Genomic DNA, 17,095 nt, shown 5'->3' with positions numbered 1-17,095 from the left:
CGAGTCGGCCGTAAAGGATGGCAGTTCATGGCAGATCACGGACGGGATATCCGGTTTGTAGCCGAACACCGTGTGATCGCTCGGTCACAGCCGGTACGTTCTTGCTCGCCGGAAACAGGGCTGACAAAGGGAGAAGTCCTCACCCGTCCCTGTCCCGGCATGGTTCGACGGTTCGCACGAGAGGACCCGGCCATGGCGTCGACGACAGTGCCCTCCGCCCAGCCCGAACGGCCGCCTCGGCCGAACCTCGCCTTCCGGCGGTTGCGCGGAAAGCGCTCGCCGGCCGAGTTCGCCGCGGCGGTGCGCCGGGCCGCGCGCGAGATCGGCGAGCGGGTCAGCTGCGACGCGCGCTACGTCGGGCGGGTCGAGGCGGGCGAGATCCGCTGCCCCAACTACGCGTACGAGCGGGTGTTCCTCCACATGTTCCCCGGCCGCACGCTCACCGACCTGGGGTTCGCGCCCCGCTCGTCGGTACGCGGGCGCCGGGCGCACACCGTCGAGGACGCGTTCCCGGCGCACTCCGAACGGTCACCGCGCGCCGCGATGGAGACGCGGGGGCCCGACGCGGCGTATGAGACGCGGACCCCTCAGAACACGAACGGCACACAAGGCAGGCATGACACACACGACACCCATGACCATCCGCACGACAGGCATGCCCCGCACGACCCGCACGACCCGCACGACCCGCATGACCCGCATGACCCGCATGACCCGCATGACCCGCACGACAACAATGAGGAGAGCGACGTGCTGCGTCGCGCATTCATGACGAGCGGTGCCACGGCGGCCGCCGCCTCGCTGGGCCCCCTGGGGCTCGCCCTCGACGCCGCGGCGGTCGAACGCCCCGTGCGCCGGGCCGGGGCGGGCGACGCGGGCGCCCTCGAAGAAGCCGTCCGCCGGATCCGGCTGCTCGACGACCGGCACGGCGCGGACGGTCTCTACCGGCGCGCGGCGGCCCCGCTGCGTACCGCGTACGCACTGCTGGACGCCGGCGCGACCCGGCAGGCGACGGCGGACCGGCTCTACTCGGGCGCGGGTGAGCTGGCGATCTCCGTGGGATGGCTGGCGCACGACTCGGGACGCTTCGACGACGCGCGCTCCCACTACGCCGAGGCCCTCGCCACCGCCCGGATGACCGGCGACCCGGCTCTGGAGGCGCACGCCTTCTGCAACATGGCGTTCCTGGCCCGCGACGCCGGCCGGCCGCGCGAGGCGGTTCGGGCGGCCCAGGCCGCTCAGCGCGCCGCCCGACCGCTGGGCTCCGGCCGGCTGATGTCCCTGCTGGCGCTGCGCGAGGCGGGCGGCTGGGCGGGGCTCGCCGACCGCGTCGGCTGCGAGCAGGCGCTGGCCCGCGCGCAGGCCTTCTACGAGCGGGGCGCCTCGGACGCCGACCCCGAGTGGATGAGCTTCTACGGCGAGGCCGAGCTGGAGGGGCTGGAGGCGCAGTGCTGGTCCACCCTGGGCGACTGGCCGCGGGCGGCCCGGCACGCACGACGGGCGGCCGGTCTGCAGGACCCGCACTTCGCCCGGAACCTCGCGCTGTACTCGGCGGAACTGGCGGACGACCTGGCCCGCGGCGGACACCCCGACGAGGCGGCGGGGGCGGGTATGCGGGTCCTGGACCTCCTGGGCGAGGTCCAGTCGTCCCGCATCCGTACGATGCTGGCCGGCACAGCCCGGGTGCTCCTCCCCCACCGGCGGACCTCGGGGGTGGCGTCCTTCCTGGACCGCCACGCGTCCCTGCCGCGGACGGCGTGAGATCCGTCACCGCCGGGCGGTCGTGGACGGTCGTTCCGCGCGGGGCGGCACGGTGGGCGACGGGGAGGCACCCCGCGGCGCCGGGCGGCGCGCCCCCCGCCCGCACCGGCGCCGGGCCGGGGCAGGCCGGAGTCAAGCCGGGCCGGGCCGGAGTCAAGCCGGAGCAGGCCGGAGCCGGGCCGGGGCAGGCCGGAGTCGGGGCAAGCCGGAGCCGGACCGGAGCCGGACCGGAGCAGGCCGGAGCCGGGCCGGGGCCGGACGAGGTCAGCCGGCCAGGTGTCCCAGGTCGTTCCAGCTCTCCAGTGCCGGCTCCCCGTACGCCCACCCCAGCACCGACAGCGACGTCGGATTCAGTCGTATCCGCGCCGCGAAGTCCAGCGGAAGCCCCAGCCACCGCGCGCCGATCGACCGGAGGATGTGGCCGTGGGCGAAGACGAGGACGTCGCGGTCCGCCTCACGCGCCCACGCCACGACCTCGTCGGCCCGCGCGGTGACGTCCGCCAGGCTCTCCCCCTCCGGAACCCCGTCCCGCCAGATCAGCCAGCCGGGCCGGACGGCCTGGATCTCGTCGGGGGTCATGCCCTCGTACGCCCCGTAGTCCCACTCCATCAGCGTGTCCCACGCCTGGGCGCGCTCGCCGAAGCCGGCGAGTTCGCAGGTCTCCCGCGCGCGGACCAGGGGGCTGGTGCGCACCTCGACCCCGGGCAGCCCCTCCAGCGGCGCCCGGTGCAGCCGCTCGCCGAGCAGTTTGGCGCCGCGCCGGCCCTCTTCCAGAAGCGGCACGTCGGTCCTGCCGGTGTGTCTGCCGGACAGCGACCACTCCGTCTGTCCGTGCCGTGCCAGCAGGATGCGCGGTGCCATGAAGGGGGCCTTTCCGGGAGGGTGTCGGAGGGGACGCCTCCATCATCGCGCACGCCGCGCACGGGCAACCCGGCGGGCGATGTGGGCGTCTATCAGGGCCGAGGGTGCTCCGTGAACCGGGCGCACGAAGGCCGTAGAGTGGCACGCCCGTGTCCGTCCGAGGCGCGCGAGAACGAAGGGGGAGGGCGATCGGATTGCCGCACACCGAGACACCGGGCACCGAGGCGATCCCGAAACCCCGGCCGCGCTGGTGGACCGAGCTGCCGCTCATCGTCCTCGTGTACGCCTGCTACTCCGCGGGCCGCCTCCTCGTCCGGGGCGACGTCTCCGACGCCGTCGATCACGGTCTGGCCATCCTGCGCATAGAGAAGGTGCTGTTCCTCAACGCGGAGCACCCGCTCAACCGCCTCTTCACCCGCGAGCCGTGGATCGGCATACCGGCCGACTTCTGGTACGCGTCACTGCACTACCTGGTCACCCCCGCGATCCTCATCTGGATCTTCCGCTCACGCACCGTGCGCTACCGGGCCGCCCGCACCTGGCTGATGACGTCCACGTTCATCGGTCTCATCGGCTTCACCCTGCTGCCGACCTGCCCGCCCCGGCTGCTGGACGCGAGCCACGGCTTCGTCGACACGATGGCCCAGTACAGCACGTACGGCTGGTGGGGCGGCGAGGCGAGCGCGCCGCGCGGCCTGGGCGGGATGACCAACCAGTACGCGGCCATGCCCAGCCTGCACGTGGGCTGGTCCCTGTGGTGCGGTGTGATGCTGTGGCGCTACGGCGGCACGCGCACGGCGAAGGCGGCGGGCGTCGTCTACCCGCTGGTGACCACGATCGTGGTGATGGGTACCGCGAACCACTATTTCCTCGACGCCGTGGCGGGCGCGGCCGTGATGGGCGCGGGGCTGCTGCTGACGCCGTTCGTGCTGCGGAGCGCGGACCGGGTGCGGGTGCGGTTCGCGACCCGCGCCACCCCGGCCGCACAGGCCCCGGCCGGCGTGAGTTCCGCGATTGTCAGTGGTGGATGCCAGACTTCCGCGGGTGAGCGATTTCCACGGCAGCGCGAGCAGCGGTTCGGAGCGGGAGCCGAGCCGGACCCCTCCCCCGCGGACGCGGGGGACGAGACTCCGGCACCGGCTCGCTGAGCTGCGCGGTCCCGACGTACCGGCCAAGGCGCTGGACGCGCGCGCCCTGGCCGCACTCGCCGCCAACCCCGGGTGCCGCCGTCGCGCGATCCTCGACGGCGCCGGGGTGGACAAGGCGTCGCTCGCGAGCGCACTGGGCTCGCCGTCGGTCTTCGGGCAGTCGCAGTTCGCCTTCGTGCGGGGCAACGCCTTCGAGGCGCGGGTCAAGGCGGACGGCGGCGCCGAGCTGCTGCGGCTCGTGCACGAGAAGCTGGACCGGGGCGCCGAGCCGCCCTCCGGCGCGCACGTACCGGACCTGTCCGCGGCGGGCCCCGAGGGCCGCGCGGCCCGGACGTCGCTGGCGCTGCGGGAGGCCACCGGCACACCCGGGGCCTCGAGTGCGCCAGCAACGTCCGGTGCACCCGGTGCTCCTGGCTCGTGGACGCTGCTCGACCACCCGATGCTCGCCCTCGACGTCGCCGGTTCCCCCGCCTTCCTGGAGCCGGACGCCGTGGTGGTGCATCCGGACGGCAGCTGGACGGTGGTCGAGATCAAGTCCTTCCCCATGCTGGACGGCTCCGCCGACCCGGCGAAGGTCGGCGCCGCCGCCCGGCAGGCGGCGGTGTACGTGCTGGCCCTGGAGCGGGTCGCCGCCCGGCTGGATCCCGCCCCGCGCGTGCGCCACCGGGTGCTCCTCGTGTGCCCCGAGGACTTCTCCAACCTGCCCACCGCCTCCGCCGTCGACGTGCGCAAGCAGCGCGCGGTCACCGACCGCCAGCTGGCCCGCCTGACCCGCATCGAGGACATCGCCGACGCGCTCCCCGAGGGCGTCTGCTTCTCCCCCGCGCTGCCGGCCGAGGAGCTGACGGCCGCGGTCGAGGCGGTCCCGGCGACGTACGCGCCCGAGTGCCTGTCCGCCTGCGAGCTGGCCTTCCACTGCCGCGGCCGGTCCCTCGAGGCCGGCGCGGTGACCGCGCTGGGCCGCCCGGTACGGGCCGAGCTCGGGGGGCTGTCGACGGTGGAGGACGTGCTGGCGGCGGCCCGGGGGGAGGCCGGCGATCCGGACGACCCTGCGGTGGCCGCGCTGCGCAGGGCGGCCCGGCTGCGTGCGGAGGCCCTCGCGACGGCCGGCAGCGGGGTCGGCGGACACGGCGTCGGCGGACACGGGGCCGGCGGGAGCGGGATGACCGGGCACGGGGTCGGCGGGAGCGGGGTGGCCGGGTGTCACTGATCACCACGCTCGCCCGTCTGGAGGCCCTGCGCACCGGCCGCGCCCAGCCCGCCGCCACCGTCCGGCACCGGCACCTGTCCGACCGTCCGCTGGTCTTCGTGCCGCTGATCACCGCCGGTGAGGCCGGTGCCCCGCTCGGTGCCCTGATCGGCACCGACCGGGACGCCCCGCATCTGCTGGTCGTCCCGCAGCCCCGCGACCGCGACCTGCGGTTCGCGTTCCTGGCCGAGCTGGCCGGCATCGTGCTGCCGCACATCGAGGCGTACGCCGACAGTGTCGAGACCGCCGAGCGCACCGAGACCGACCCGGAGACGGGCAAGCGCGTCAAGGTGGAGGTCGACCTGTGCGCGGACGCCGCGCAGATGGTCGTGCCGAGCCGCGCGGGCATCGACTTCGTCCGGCTGCTGGGCCGGTCGATGCGGTTCCGGCGTACGGCGGAGGAGGACCCGGACACGCCGCATCCCGCGCCGCCGAGGGTGCCGTTGCTCGGCCGGTGGCTGACCCACTACGGCGAGCGGGCCCGGGTCCCCGGCTCCTCCCTTCTCCTGGCCATGACCGATCTGCTGGGCCGGCAGTGGGCGACCGGTCAGTCCTCGTTGGAGGACCAGCACCTGGGGGCGCTGCTGGCCTGGATCGACCCGGAGGCCGACGCCGCCGGACTGACCGGCGCGCAGGCCGCGCGACGCGCCGAACTCGCGCGTGACGCCGACGGCCAGTTGCTGTGCCCGCCCGCGGGCCCGGCGACCGACCCGGCCTTCGACAACAAGCTGCTCGCCCCCGCCATCGAGCGCTACGACCGCGCCCGCACCGCGCTCGCCGCCGCCGAGGACGGCCTGGAGGCCGACGACCGGCTCGGCGCCCTCACCACGGCCGAGCGGGAGATCCGCGCCCTGGTCGAGAGCCGTACCCGCCCCACCTGGGACAGGGTGTGGCGGGGTCTCGACCTGCTGCGGGAGCTGCCCGCCGGCGCGCATGTCGAGGAACGCTGGACCCGCGACCGCTGGTCGTTCACCTCCCACCGCGATCGCGTGCTGTCCGGCGAGCCCCCGCAGCCGCGCCGCGACGACGCGGTGACCGCGGCGAACAAGCTCGCCACGCGCGAGCGCGAACAGGCCCGGCTGGAGGCCCAGGAGGCGCTGGACGATCCGCTGGTGATGGCCGGGCGGCGGCTGTCCGGCGAGGCGTTCGCCGGTGAGGTCACCGACGTGGTGATGGCGTACAGCGAGAGCAGGCGGCCCAGTCCGCGCCCGCTGGTCACGGTCCGCACGGACGACCGCCCGCACCTGGGCGAGCGCGTGAAGGTCTACCGGTCGCTGAACGGCAAGCCGCAGGCGGCGGAGTACGTCGGGCCGGCCGACGCGGACGGGGACGGGGACGGGGTCGGGGGCGGACTGGTCCTGCGGATCGTCGACAGGATGGGCCGCGGCAAGGAGCCCGAGGCCGGATCGGTGCCCGAGAAGGGGGACCTGGTCTGCTTCACCCTCTTCGAGCACGAGCAGCGGGGCGGCGCGAAGCTGCCCGACCCGGAGCGGACCCCGTGGACGCACGGCGGACCGCCCGGCGAGACGGCGGCCGTACCGGAGGCCGCGGACGCCCAGACGGAGGAGGACATCCTGTGACCGCCGAGGCCACCGCCGTTCCCGTCGGGGCCGGGTTCGACCCGGGCGCCGAGGCCGCCCGCGCCACCGCGGCGATCCTCCACGACACCCTGCACGGCACCGAGCGCGGTGTCGTCGTCGACTCCCCGCCCGGCGCCGGCAAGTCCACGCTCGTCGTCCGGGCGGCGCTGGAGCTGGCCGAGGCCGGCCGCCCCCTGATGGTGGTGGCGCAGACCAACGCCCAGGTCGACGACCTGGTCCTGCGTCTCGCCGAGAAGAACCCCGACCTGCCGGTGGGCCGCCTGCACAGCAGCGACGCCGACCCGTACGACAAGGCACTCGACGACCTCGCGAACGTACGCAAGTCGGCGAAGGCCGCCGACCTCGCCGGGCAGGCCGTCGTCCTGTCCACGGCCGCGAAGTGGGCGCACGTCACGGTGGACGAGCCGTGGCGGCACGCGATCGTCGACGAGGCGTACCAGATGCGCTCCGACGCCCTGCTGGCGGTCGCCGGTCTCTTCGAACGGGCGCTGTTCGTGGGCGACCCGGGCCAGCTGGACCCGTTCGCGACCGTGGGCAGCGAGCAGTGGGCGGGCCTGTCGTACGACCCGTCGGGCTCCGCGGTGACGACACTCCTCGCGCACAATCCGGGCCTGCCGCAGCACCGGCTGCCGGTGTCGTGGCGGCTCCCGGCGTCGGCGGCGCGGCTCGTCTCCGACGCGTTCTACCCGTACACGCCGTTCCGCAGTGGCACGGACCACGGCGACCGGAGTCTGGCCTTCGCGGTGGCGTCGGACGGCTCGGGCCCCGACCAGGTGATCGACGAGGCCGCCCGCTCGGGCTGGGGCCTGCTGGAGCTGCCCCCGCGGCACACCCCGCGCACCGACCCGGAGGCGGTGCGGGCGGTGGCGGCGGTGGTCCGGCGGCTCCTCGACCGGGAGGGCGCGGCGACCTCCGAACGCTCCCCCGACCCCGCCCCGCTGACCGCCGGCCGTATCGCCGTCGGCACGGCGCACCGGGACCAGGCGGCGGCGGTACGGGCCGCGCTGGCCGACCTCGGGGTGAGCGGCGTGACCGTAGACACGGCGAACCGGCTCCAAGGCCGCGAGTACGACGTCACCGTCGTCCTGCATCCGCTCTCCGGCCGCCCCGACGCCACCGCCTTCCACCTGGAGACGGGCCGCCTGTGCGTCCTGGCCTCCCGGCACCGGCACGCGTGCATCGTGGTCTGCCGGGAAGGGGTGGGCGAGCTGCTGGACGACTATCCGTCCACGGAGCCGGTCCAGCTGGGCACGCTGGTGAAATTCCCCGACGGCTGGGAGGCGAACCACGCCGTCCTCGCCCACCTGGCGGAGCACCGGGTGGCCTGGCGGCCCTGACGTGGGCGCCACGCGCCACCGGTCCGCGCCACGGGTCCGCGCAACTGGCCCGGGGTGGCGAACGCGGAGGGGCTGGGGGGTCTCCGCGGTGAGGACGATCTGATGGTTTTGTATCGGGGCTCATTGCCCCACTCGTTCCTCGACCTCTCGGAGTTGGAGCATCACGCCTCCCTCCGCCGGGACGTCGATTTCCTACACGTCCCCGGGCTCCTCCAGACCGAGGATTACGCCCGCGCGCTCTTCCACTACGTGAACCCCCAGTTCTCGGAGGAGGAGGTGGAGCGCTGGGTGGAGCACCGTATGAAGCGACGGGGCATCATCGAACAGCCGCAAGCGGTTCCGTACGAGGCGGTCGTCCACGAAGCCGCCCTGCGCATCAAGGTCGGCGACAGTGCCGCGATGAGGGCTCAGCTCGACCATGTCCTGGACTTCGCCACTTCCGGCCACGTCACCGTGCGCGTCATCCCCTTCACGGTGGGAGGCTTCGCCGGCGCCGGGAGCGCCATGGTGTACGCGGGCGGCCCCGTCCCCCAGTTGGACACTGTCGTTCGCGACACCCCTCACGGCACCGTCTTCGTCGACGCCGAAGCTCAGCTGAGCCACTTTCGAACACTGTTCCATAAGGTGAGAGAAGCCGCGTTCGAGCCCGAGCGTTCGCGTGACTTCATCCACAGGCTGGCAAAGGAACTGTGAGGCATCCGGTGACCACCCCCGAGAACTGGCGGAAGTCTTCCTACTCCGGCAGCGGCGACGGCAACGCCTGCGTAGAGGTCGCCCGCCGCCACCCCCACATAGCCGTCCGCGACTCCAAGGCTCCCGCCCGCGCCGTGCTCACCTTCCCCGCCCCCGCCTTCACCGCCTTCCTCGCCGCCCTCAAGACCCCCACCGGGGAATAACCGGAGACCGCCTCCTGTTACGTCGCGCAGCGAACCGCGAACGTCCCACCACACAGGAGGCACCCCACGATGGCCGCAGACGCCGCAGAGGAGATCCGGGGCCCGGTCCACGGCACCGCACCCGTTCCCCTCTCCGTACTGGACCTGGTGACCGTCGGCGCCGGTCGCACCGCCACCGACGCCCTGCGGACCAGCGTGGACATCGCACGCCTCGCCGAGGCCCGCGGCTTCCACCGGTACTGGGTCGCCGAGCACCACTCCATGCCCGGCGTCGCCTCCTCCTCACCCGCGGTGATCCTGGCCCACCTGGCGGCCCACACCGACCGCATCCGGCTCGGCTCGGGCGGCGTGATGCTGCCGAACCACGCCCCGCTGGTGATCGCGGAGCAGTTCGGCACCCTCGAAGCGATGGCCCCGGGCCGCGTCGACCTCGGTCTCGGCCGCGCCCCCGGCACCGACGGGGCCACCGCCGCCGCCCTGCGCCGCACCGACCGCCTGAACGAGGGCGCCGACGACTTCCCGCAGCAGCTCGCGGAGCTGCTGCGGTTCCTGGACGACGATTTCCCCGACGGGCACCCCTACCGCCGTATCCACGCCGTGCCCGGTCCCGTGCAGGCGACCTCCCCCGGCGGTGTCCAGTCCCCGCACCGGCCGCCGGTCTGGCTGCTCGGCTCCTCCGGCTTCAGCGCGCGGCTGGCCGGCACCCTCGGGCTGCCCTTCGCCTTCGCGCACCACTTCTCGGCGCAGAACACCGTCCCGGCGCTGGACCTGTACCGGGAGTCCTTCCGGCCGTCCGCCGTCCTCGACGCGCCCTACGCGCTCATCGGCGTCTCCGCGCTGGCGACGGACGACGAGAAGGAGGCCCGCCGGCAGGTGCTGGCCGCCGCGCTGAACATGGTCCGGCTGCGCTCCGGGCGCCCCGGGCTCGTACCGACGCCGGAGGAGGCCGAGGCGTACGACTTCAGCCCGATGGAGCAGGAGTTCGTGGCGTCCTGGAACTCCAACGTCATCCACGGCACCCCGGACGAGGTCCGGTCCGGCCTCGACGACCTCCAGAAGCGCACCGGAGCCGACGAGCTGATGCTCACCGCCAACGCCCACGGCGGCGACGTACGGCTGCGCTCCTACGAGCTGATCGCCGACGCCTACGGGTTGCCGACACCGGCCTGAACCCCGGCGGCCCCGGCGGTGCCGGCCGCCCCGTGCCCGCCGGAACCGAGCAGTGCGGAGATACGATCCGGCGCCACCGGTCGGGAGTACAGCCAGCCCTGACCGGTGTCGCAGCCGATGCGGCGCAGACGGGTCGCCTGGTCGGAGGTCTCCACGCACTCGGCGGTGACGGTCAGCCCGAGCCGGTGGGCGAGCTGGACCATCGCCTCGACGATGACCTCGTCGGCCGGGTTGGCCGAGGCCGCGTCGGCCGCCGGGTCGGCGTCGGTGTCCTCCCCGGCGCCCTGGATCCCGCCGTCCCGCGCCCCGTCGTACTGGAACCCCCGGACGAACGCACCGTCCAGCTTCAGGACCGAGACGGGCAGCCGGCTCAGGTACGCGAGGTTCGAGTACCCCGTGCCGAAGTCGTCGATGGCGATGTGGACACCCATGTCGCTGAGCGCCTTGAGGGCCTGGAGCGGGCGGCCCGCCGAGCCCATCACGGCCGACTCCGTCAGTTCCAGCTGGAGCAGGTGCGGGGCCAGGCCCGTCTCCTCCAGGGTCGCCGCCACGTCTGCCACCAGGTCGGAGTCCCAGACCTGGCGGACCGCCACGTTGACGCTGACGAAGATCGGCGGGTCGTCCGGGTGGGCCAGCTGCCAGCGGCGGGCCTGGTGGCAGGCGGTGCGCAGGATCCAGCGGCCCAGGGGAACGATCGAACCGTCCTCTTCCGCCAGTGCGATGAACCGATTCGGCGCCAATACGCCGAACTGAGGATGATTCCAGCGGATGAGCGCCTCCACGCCCCGCACCCGGCCGTCCTCCATGCCGACCAGCGGCTGGTACTCCAGGGCGAACTCGCCGCGCTCGATGGCGGGGCGGAGCGTGGCGGCGAGGGCCTGGCGGGTCATGCGGTTCGCGTTGCGCTCGGGGTCGAAGAGCGTCCAGCGGGCCCGGCCGTCGGCCTTGGCCCAGTACAGGGTCGTGTCGGCGGCCTGCATCAGGGCGGTGGGGGTGGTGCCGACGGTGTGGCGTTCGACGACACCGACCGACGCGGTGACCGACAGGCGGCGGTCGGCGAGCTCGAAGGGCGCCTGGAGGGCCGTCAGGACCGATTCGGCCAGTTCGGCGAGCTGGTCGGTACCCGTGGAGTCCTCCACGAGCAGGGCGAACTCGTCGCCGCCGAGCCGGGCGACCAGCGGGGCGCCGGACCGGGCGTGGGCGGCGTCCTCCGCGCACCGGGTGAGGCGTTCGGCGACGGCGGCCAGCAGCCGGTCGCCGACACGGTGGCCGAGGGTGTCGTTGATGGCCTTGAAGCCGTCCAGGTCCAGGTAGCACACGCCGATCCGGCCGGTGCCCCCGTGCTCGTGCGACTCCGCCTCCAGCGCGGCCGTCAGGCGCTCGAAGAACAGCGCGCGGTTGGGCAGCCGGGTCACCGGGTCGTGCATCTGGAGGTGGCGCAGCCGGGCCTGGAGCTCGCGCCGGGCACTGATGTCGGCCACCGACAGCAGCAGCCCCTCCTGCGCGTCCCCGGACTCGGCCAGGGGAGCGACCGTCACCTGCACCCACAGGGAGTGCCCGTCGGCCCGCTTCAGCCGCCGGGTGCAGCGCAGCCGGGGCTGCCGGCCCCGCAGCACCTCGCGGTACGCGTGCCAGGTGCCGGCGTCGGAGGCGAGGTCGACGAGGTCGGCCGCCGGGCTGCCGGCCAGCGCGGCCGGGTCGGTGCCGAGCAGGGCGCCCAGCGATGCGTTGGCGCCGACGACCAGGCCCTCGGTGTCGACGACGGCCATGGCCAGGGGGGCGGCCGTGAACGCCGACCGGTAGGCCGGGGACCCCGTACACGGAGTACGAGACGCCAGATGGTTGTCACTGTCCGTGACGGCCGACCGGTCGAGGTCTGCCGCGGGCGCCGGCCCTTCGGAGGTTCCGTTCACCGCTCGCTCCCGCAGTGCCTCGATCTCTGTTCGTGCTCTGTTCGTGCAGGAAAGTGTGCCGATCATAGAGGCTGCCAACGGGCCCTTCCACCCGCCGTTCCGCGTTCGGGACCAAGTGATCTCTCCGACAGATCGTTTCTGCTCACACCTGGACGGGTTTCACGCACCCCCGACCAGTTGTGACGTTCTGTGAGTGACCCGAAGGTGCCGGCCAGGAGTCCTCCGGCGAAATTCCGGGCGGCTCACCCATCCGGTGCAGGCGAACAGGGCGCAGTACGACAAACATGCACAAGCTGAGTGCGGTGTCCCGTCAACCGCACCCGGAGGTCCATGTGCCGCGCCAGCTCCCCCTGAGGCGACTCCCCCGGGAAGCCCTCAAGAGGCTCGGCGCGGACCGGCGGACCGCGGGGGCGGTCCGGCCCAGGCTGCGCAGCACGACGGCGGTGTGCACCACGATGTCGGCCCTCGCCGCGACCTCCCTGGTCACCGCCCCCTCGGTCGCGGAGCCCTTCTCCCCCGAGCCCTGCGCGCTCCGGCGCACCGACGTGCACCACTCCGAGGGCCTGGACACCTGGAACGCCGCCTATCCGCGGCCCGTCCGCGCCCTGGACGCGGTGATGGTGTTCCTGTCCTTCCCCGACTCCCAGCCGCTGACCGCGCCGGCCGAACTGGCCGCCGACCACTTCCCGGCCACCACCCGCTTCTTCCGGCGCGCCTCGTACGGCACGTTCACGCTCCGCCCGCACCCGCTGCGCACCTGGATCTCCATGCCCCGGCCCTCGACCTGGTACGACATACGGCGCGACTGGAGCCCCCGGCACCGGGCCGCGTACCTGCGGGACGCGCTCGACGCCGCCGACCGGCACGTCGACTTCTCCCGCTACGACGTCGTCTACTTCGTCGCCGACCCGGACGCGCCCGGCGTGGACTCCGACGCCACGAAGGTCGTCAACCTGGACACCCCGATGCGGGCCGACGGCACCGACATCCGGCGGGTCGTCACGGTCTTCGAGAACCATCCGCCGGACCGGCTGGTCCTGGCCCACGAGACCGGGCACGTCTTCGACCTGCCCGACCTGTACCAGCGGCCCGTCGACGGCAAGGGCGACTGGGACACCCACGTCGGCGACTGGGACCTCATGGGCAGCCAGTTCGGACTGGCCCCCGACCTGTTCGGCTGGCACAAGTGGAAGCTGGGCTGGCTGCAGCCCCGGCAGGTGGCGTGCGTGCGGGGCAGCGGCCCCACCCGGCTGACGCTGGAGCCGCTGGGGGCGGGGCCGGGGGTGGTGGTGACGGGCGCGGCCGGGGCGCCGGCCTTCGGTCTCGGCCGGGGCACCAAGCTCGCGGTGGTGCGCACCGGGGCGGACAGCGTGCTCGCCTTCGAGGCACGGGGGCCGGTCGGCAACGACGCGGCCGCCTGCCGGGCGGGGGTGCTGGTGTACCGGGTGCGCAGCGGGGCGGAGTCCGGGGGCGGGCCGGTCGAGGTGGTCGACGCCCACCCGGACACCGAGGCCTGCTGGGAGGACTCGGTCTACCCGCCGCTCGCCGACGCCCCGGTGAGCCTGGGCGAGAGCTTCACGGTGCCGGGCGAGGGCGTACGCGTGGAGGTGGCGGGGCGGACGGTGTCGGGGGCGTGGACCGTGCAGGTCACGCCGGGGTGAGCCACCTGCCCGAGGTCACGCCGGCCGAGGGGGTGCGGGCGGGCGGAGCCCCCGCCAGGCACGGCGAAGCCGCGCGGGAACAACGATGGCGAGACCGGTCCGCGTTTCCGCGAACCCGCCTCGCCATCGACAACGTGCGCCGCCAGGGACTCGAACCCCGGACCCGCTGATTAAGAGTCAGCTGCTCTAACCAACTGAGCTAGCGGCGCCTGCTGACGTCGTAGACCTTAGCATCCTGGTCGGCGGAGGGAAAAATCGAAATACGGACGGCGGCGCGGGCCGCCCGCACGGCCGCCCACAGCAGGATCTCCGGGCCCGGCAGCCACGGCCGGCGCGTGTCCGGAGCCACCAGCCAGCGGGAACCGGAACGGGCGGGCTCATCCGCCGGGGCCTGCCGGACCGCCGCACCCACCCGGGCCGGCACGGTCACCGCGTCCACCGGGACCCGCCCGGCCGCCTCCTCCACCGGGACCCGCCCGGGCACCTCCTCCACCGGGACCCGCCCGGCCGCCTCCTCCACCAGGCCCCGCCCGGCCACCGCGTCCACCGGGGCCGGCACGGTCACCGCGTCGCCGGCGCCGTGGCACAGCAGCGGCGGCACCGCGCCCGCACGGCCGTCCTCCCGGCCCCGCGCGCCCCACTCCTCCCACTCCAGCAGCGACGGCAGCCGCTGGGCCGTGCCCGGCGCGGCGAACAGCAGCATGCGGCCCCGGAACTCGGCCACCGGCCCCGAACCCGGCCCCTCCTCCCACATCCGGTCCAGCATCCGGCGCCCGAAGATCGCTGGAGCGCTCACCACGTCGAAGACGGAACCGCAGGGCAGGACGACCGGGGCCCCGGGGCGCTCCTCCCAGAGCGTGAGCGCGCTGCGCGGGTACGGGTCCGCCGAGGCCAGCCAGGCAGCGCCGTCCGAGGTGACGTCCGAGGTGCGGGGGGCGGATTCGAGGGCGACTTCACGCATGCTGCTCATGCCGCATACATGTACCGGGCGTGAGGGGCCGACTCCGAGGAGTTGCGGGAAACCGGGACAGGAGGGAGGGGGACGGAGTATCTTGCCCACCCGCCTGGCATATGCGAGAGGACCGGCCGGGGGCGCGGGGGCCCGTCAGGGCGCGGACCGACCGGGGTGCGAGCCGCCCTCGCCGCCGCGCATCAGGTCCCGGCCGAACTCCACCATCTTCTTGGCGTAGTCCTCGGTCCACTCGGCCCGCCCGGCGATGTCCGCGGCCGTCAGCCGGTCGAACCGCCGGGGGTCGGCCAGCTGCGCCGCCGCCATCGCCTGGAACTCCATCGCCCGGTCCGCCGCCGCCCGGAAGGCGTGCGTCAGCTCCGTCGCCCGGTCCAGCAGCGCACGGGGGTCGTCGATCGACTCGAGGTCGAAGAAGTGCTCCGGGTCGGCGGCCGCCTCCGCCGGCTCGAAGAGCAGGGGCGCGGGGCGTAGCCGCGGTTCGTTCCGACGCGGCGTGGGCTCCGCCATGTCTTCTCCTCCTCGTGCGCACGACGGCCCTCCCCGTGGACCGGGGCACTCCGGGTGGAGCGGGCCACCGTCCATTGTCCCGCGCCCGTGCAAGAGGGCGAGGCGTGCCGGTACGCGCGTACCGGGCACCCCTCGCCCACTCCCGCGGGACCACGCCGCTCGCTAGCCGGCGTAGGTCTCGAACTCGGCGACCTTCGGTGTGCCGCCGGAGCCGGTGATCTGGAAGGTGATCTTCTTCAGCGAGGTCCGGTCGAAGCCGATGACGCCCGCTCCGCTGCCGGAGGCCAGTACGGAGCCCGTGTCGTGGTTGATGACCCGCCAGGTTCCGATGCGGCCCTCGGAGCCCGCCGCCTCCCGGATGTTGATCTTGGAGACCGTGGTGGCGGTCCCCCACTTGACGGAGACGGAACCGGTGGAGCCGGACGGGGACCAGTAGGTGCTCATGTCGCCGTCACGGACGTTGCCGTAGCTCGTTCCGTCGGCCTTGGAGGACCCGTCGGAGCCGGCCCCGATGCTGAGGTTGGTCCCGGTGGGCGGGTCGGTGGGGTCGGGCTCGGTCGGGTCCGGGTCCGGGTCGGTGGGGCCGGGGTCGGTCGGGCCCGGATCGGTCGGGTCCGGGTTCTGCGGCGTGCAGCTGCCGTCCGACACCTTCAGGCCCTTGTCGGCGCCCGCCGTCTGGCTCACGACGCCCGGCACGCAGTCGGCCGCGTCGAGGTCGTAGGAGTACGGGATGCTGACGCTGGTGTTGGACTGCGGGTCGGGGCCGGCGGGGTTGGTGTCGCCCTCGCGCTCGGACCAGGTCACGTTGTCGAAGATGTTGCCGCTGACCTGCCAGTAGCCGGCCTGGTCCGTGTAGAAGGTGCCGAGGACGTCCTTGGAGTCCTCGAAGTAGTTGTTGTCGACCTTGGCCTTCGCGCCGGCCCGGGAGTTGATGCCGGACTCGTTGAGGCTCACGTAGTGGTTGTTGTAGATGTGGGCGATGCCGCCGCGCAGCAGGGGCGCGCGGGAGTCGATGTTCTCGTACTTGTTGTGGTGGAAGGTGACGTAGCCGTTGGAGCGGTCGCTCTCGCTGGAGCCGATCAGTCCGCCGCGGCCGGAGTTGCGCAGGACGCTGTACGACAGGGTCACGTACTTGGTGTCGTCCTTCATGTCGAAGAGGCCGTCGTAGCCCTCCGACTCCCCGCCCGACGCCTCGAGGGTGGTGTGGTCGACCCAGACGTTGCGGACGCCGCTCTCCATGCCGATGGCGTCGCCGCCGTTGGAGGTGGGCGAGCCCGACTTCTTGACGTTCCGGACCGTCACGTTCTGGATGATGATGTTGCTGGACTCCCGGATGTGGATGCCCAGCTGGTCGAAGACGGCGCCGCCGCCGACGCCGACGATCGTGACGTTGCTGATCTGCTTGAGTTCGATCTTGTCCGCGGCGGTGCTGCAGCTGTCACCCGACACCTTGGTGGTGTTGCCGTGGTTGATGGTGCCCTCGACCTCGATGGTGATCGGGGTGCTGCTGCTGGCCCGGCCGCAGAGGGCCTGGTGGATCGCGGTCCCGGTGGTGGCCCGGACCGTCTGTCCGCCCGCACCGCCGGTCGTACCGCCGTTCTGGGTGGCGTAGCCGGTGACGCCACCGGCCGCTGCCGCCGCCTCGGGCATCGACAGCACCACACCGGTCGCGGCGGCCACGGCCAAGGTGGCCAGCGCCGCGTTGAGTCGCAGCGCGACAGGTCGTCTCATCCTCGGTCTCCCCACTCGTCTTCACATGCCGGAACGGCATGCTTGTCGCGATCATGTCAATCTCATCGCGGAAAGCGCTTTCTCGGCGTGAGAATAGGGGCGCCCCCGAAGGCTGGCAAGGGATTGAGCACGTTCAGAATGAAGGCCGTTGTACATGTGCGTGAACAGTGAGTGAGTTCTCGTACCTCCTCGTCCCCGCCGCACCGAGCCGATGTGCACCCGGGGCGGAGCTGCGATACGATCATCCTGCCAGCTCGCGGGGGCCAACCCCCGGCGAACGGCAGTGCGTT

14 protein-coding genes and 1 tRNA gene are annotated in these 17,095 nt (G+C 73.5%); 9 read left to right on the top strand and 6 right to left on the bottom strand.

All coding sequences use genetic code 11. From position 1 onward, the window contains the following. Positions 1-192 precede the first annotated feature (192 nt). A complete protein-coding gene (locus ACP4IX_RS00985) occupies positions 193-1,761 on the top strand; it encodes a hypothetical protein (protein ID WP_426554452.1) in 1,569 nt (522 codons plus the stop codon). A 264-nt stretch (positions 1,762-2,025) separates the two neighbouring features. Here ACP4IX_RS00985 and ACP4IX_RS00980 read toward each other — a convergent pair whose 3' ends face one another. Then, complete coding sequence (locus ACP4IX_RS00980; RefSeq protein ID WP_426516900.1) at positions 2,026-2,622, bottom strand: histidine phosphatase family protein; 597 nt, start codon at positions 2,620-2,622, stop codon at positions 2,026-2,028. 194 nt (positions 2,623-2,816) lie between these two features. On the opposite strand from ACP4IX_RS00980, the gene ACP4IX_RS00975 reads away from it, so the two are divergent. The 7 genes from ACP4IX_RS00975 (at position 2,817) to ACP4IX_RS00945 (ending at position 10,023) form a co-directional block, all read left to right on the top strand. Next, positions 2,817-3,770, top strand: coding sequence for a phosphatase PAP2 family protein (locus ACP4IX_RS00975; protein ID WP_426516898.1), 954 nt, complete (start codon positions 2,817-2,819; stop codon positions 3,768-3,770). After that, positions 3,667-4,980 carry a hypothetical protein gene (locus ACP4IX_RS00970; protein WP_426516896.1) on the top strand — a complete coding sequence of 438 codons (1,314 nt, stop codon included), beginning with the start codon at positions 3,667-3,669 and terminating at the stop codon, positions 4,978-4,980. The genes ACP4IX_RS00975 and ACP4IX_RS00970 overlap by 104 nt, the downstream gene beginning before the upstream one ends. After that, complete coding sequence (locus ACP4IX_RS00965) at positions 4,971-6,599, top strand: hypothetical protein (RefSeq protein ID WP_426554451.1); 1,629 nt, start codon at positions 4,971-4,973, stop codon at positions 6,597-6,599. Before ACP4IX_RS00970 ends, ACP4IX_RS00965 begins: the two co-directional genes overlap by 10 nt. Then, positions 6,596-7,957 carry an AAA domain-containing protein gene (locus ACP4IX_RS00960; RefSeq protein ID WP_426516892.1) on the top strand — a complete coding sequence of 454 codons (1,362 nt, stop codon included), beginning with the start codon at positions 6,596-6,598 and terminating at the stop codon, positions 7,955-7,957. Before ACP4IX_RS00965 ends, ACP4IX_RS00960 begins: the two co-directional genes overlap by 4 nt. 54 nt (positions 7,958-8,011) lie before the next feature. Further along, positions 8,012-8,650, top strand: a complete 639-nt coding sequence (locus ACP4IX_RS00955) for a DUF5753 domain-containing protein (RefSeq protein WP_426554450.1) — start codon at positions 8,012-8,014, stop codon at positions 8,648-8,650. Between the two features lie 8 nt (positions 8,651-8,658). After that, entirely contained in the window at positions 8,659-8,853 is a 195-nt protein-coding gene (locus ACP4IX_RS00950) for a DUF397 domain-containing protein (protein ID WP_426554449.1), read from the top strand. Positions 8,854-8,922: 69 nt separating this feature from the next. Beyond that, a complete protein-coding gene (locus ACP4IX_RS00945; protein ID WP_426554448.1) occupies positions 8,923-10,023 on the top strand; it encodes an LLM class flavin-dependent oxidoreductase in 1,101 nt (366 codons plus the stop codon). Here ACP4IX_RS00945 and ACP4IX_RS00940 read toward each other — a convergent pair. Beyond that, complete coding sequence (locus ACP4IX_RS00940; RefSeq protein WP_426554447.1) at positions 9,999-11,936, bottom strand: putative bifunctional diguanylate cyclase/phosphodiesterase; 1,938 nt, start codon at positions 11,934-11,936, stop codon at positions 9,999-10,001. The two genes, ACP4IX_RS00945 and ACP4IX_RS00940, sit on opposite strands and share 25 nt — an antisense overlap. A gap of 284 nt (positions 11,937-12,220) precedes the next feature. Here ACP4IX_RS00940 and ACP4IX_RS00935 point away from each other — a divergent pair, with 284 nt between their 5' ends. Then, positions 12,221-13,597: a M6 family metalloprotease domain-containing protein gene (locus ACP4IX_RS00935; protein ID WP_426516882.1), complete on the top strand. Its 1,377-nt coding sequence runs from the start codon at positions 12,221-12,223 to the stop codon at positions 13,595-13,597. A gap of 135 nt (positions 13,598-13,732) precedes the next feature. Here the strand turns inward: ACP4IX_RS00935 and ACP4IX_RS00930 are convergent. The 4 genes from ACP4IX_RS00930 to ACP4IX_RS00915 form a co-directional block, all read right to left on the bottom strand. Then, positions 13,733-13,806: transfer RNA gene (locus ACP4IX_RS00930), tRNA-Lys, on the bottom strand. Continuing rightward, positions 13,797-14,567 (bottom strand): bifunctional DNA primase/polymerase, encoded by a 771-nt coding sequence (locus tag ACP4IX_RS00925; protein ID WP_426554446.1) that lies wholly within the window; start codon positions 14,565-14,567, stop codon positions 13,797-13,799. The genes ACP4IX_RS00930 and ACP4IX_RS00925 overlap by 10 nt, the downstream gene beginning before the upstream one ends. 135 nt (positions 14,568-14,702) lie before the next feature. Then, positions 14,703-15,074, bottom strand: coding sequence for a hypothetical protein (locus ACP4IX_RS00920; RefSeq protein ID WP_426516878.1), 372 nt, complete (start codon positions 15,072-15,074; stop codon positions 14,703-14,705). Positions 15,075-15,236: 162 nt separating this feature from the next. Next, complete coding sequence (locus ACP4IX_RS00915; protein WP_426516876.1) at positions 15,237-16,805, bottom strand: pectate lyase family protein; 1,569 nt, start codon at positions 16,803-16,805, stop codon at positions 15,237-15,239. Between the last annotated feature and the right edge of the window lie 290 nt (positions 16,806-17,095).

The organism is Streptomyces sp. WG5, from assembly GCF_049974565.1.
In the GTDB taxonomy this organism is placed as follows: domain Bacteria; phylum Actinomycetota; class Actinomycetes; order Streptomycetales; family Streptomycetaceae; genus Streptomyces.
Note: the sequence above shows the minus strand (reverse complement) of the source record. Positions and strands in the feature narration are given on the sequence as shown.

What these genes read in the sequence shown, in the direction of transcription:
- ACP4IX_RS00985 (WP_426554452.1), top strand. Translation starts at nt 193, where the DNA reads ATGGCGTCGACGACAGTGCCCTCCGCCCAGCCCGAACGGCCGCCTCGG.
- ACP4IX_RS00980 (WP_426516900.1), bottom strand. Translation starts at nt 2,622, where the DNA reads ATGGCACCGCGCATCCTGCTGGCACGGCACGGACAGACGGAGTGGTCG.
- ACP4IX_RS00945 (WP_426554448.1), top strand. Translation starts at nt 8,923, where the DNA reads ATGGCCGCAGACGCCGCAGAGGAGATCCGGGGCCCGGTCCACGGCACC.
- ACP4IX_RS00935 (WP_426516882.1), top strand. Translation starts at nt 12,221, where the DNA reads ATGCACAAGCTGAGTGCGGTGTCCCGTCAACCGCACCCGGAGGTCCAT.
- ACP4IX_RS00925 (WP_426554446.1), bottom strand. Translation starts at nt 14,567, where the DNA reads ATGAGCAGCATGCGTGAAGTCGCCCTCGAATCCGCCCCCCGCACCTCG.
- ACP4IX_RS00920 (WP_426516878.1), bottom strand. Translation starts at nt 15,074, where the DNA reads ATGGCGGAGCCCACGCCGCGTCGGAACGAACCGCGGCTACGCCCCGCG.
- ACP4IX_RS00915 (WP_426516876.1), bottom strand. Translation starts at nt 16,805, where the DNA reads ATGAGACGACCTGTCGCGCTGCGACTCAACGCGGCGCTGGCCACCTTG.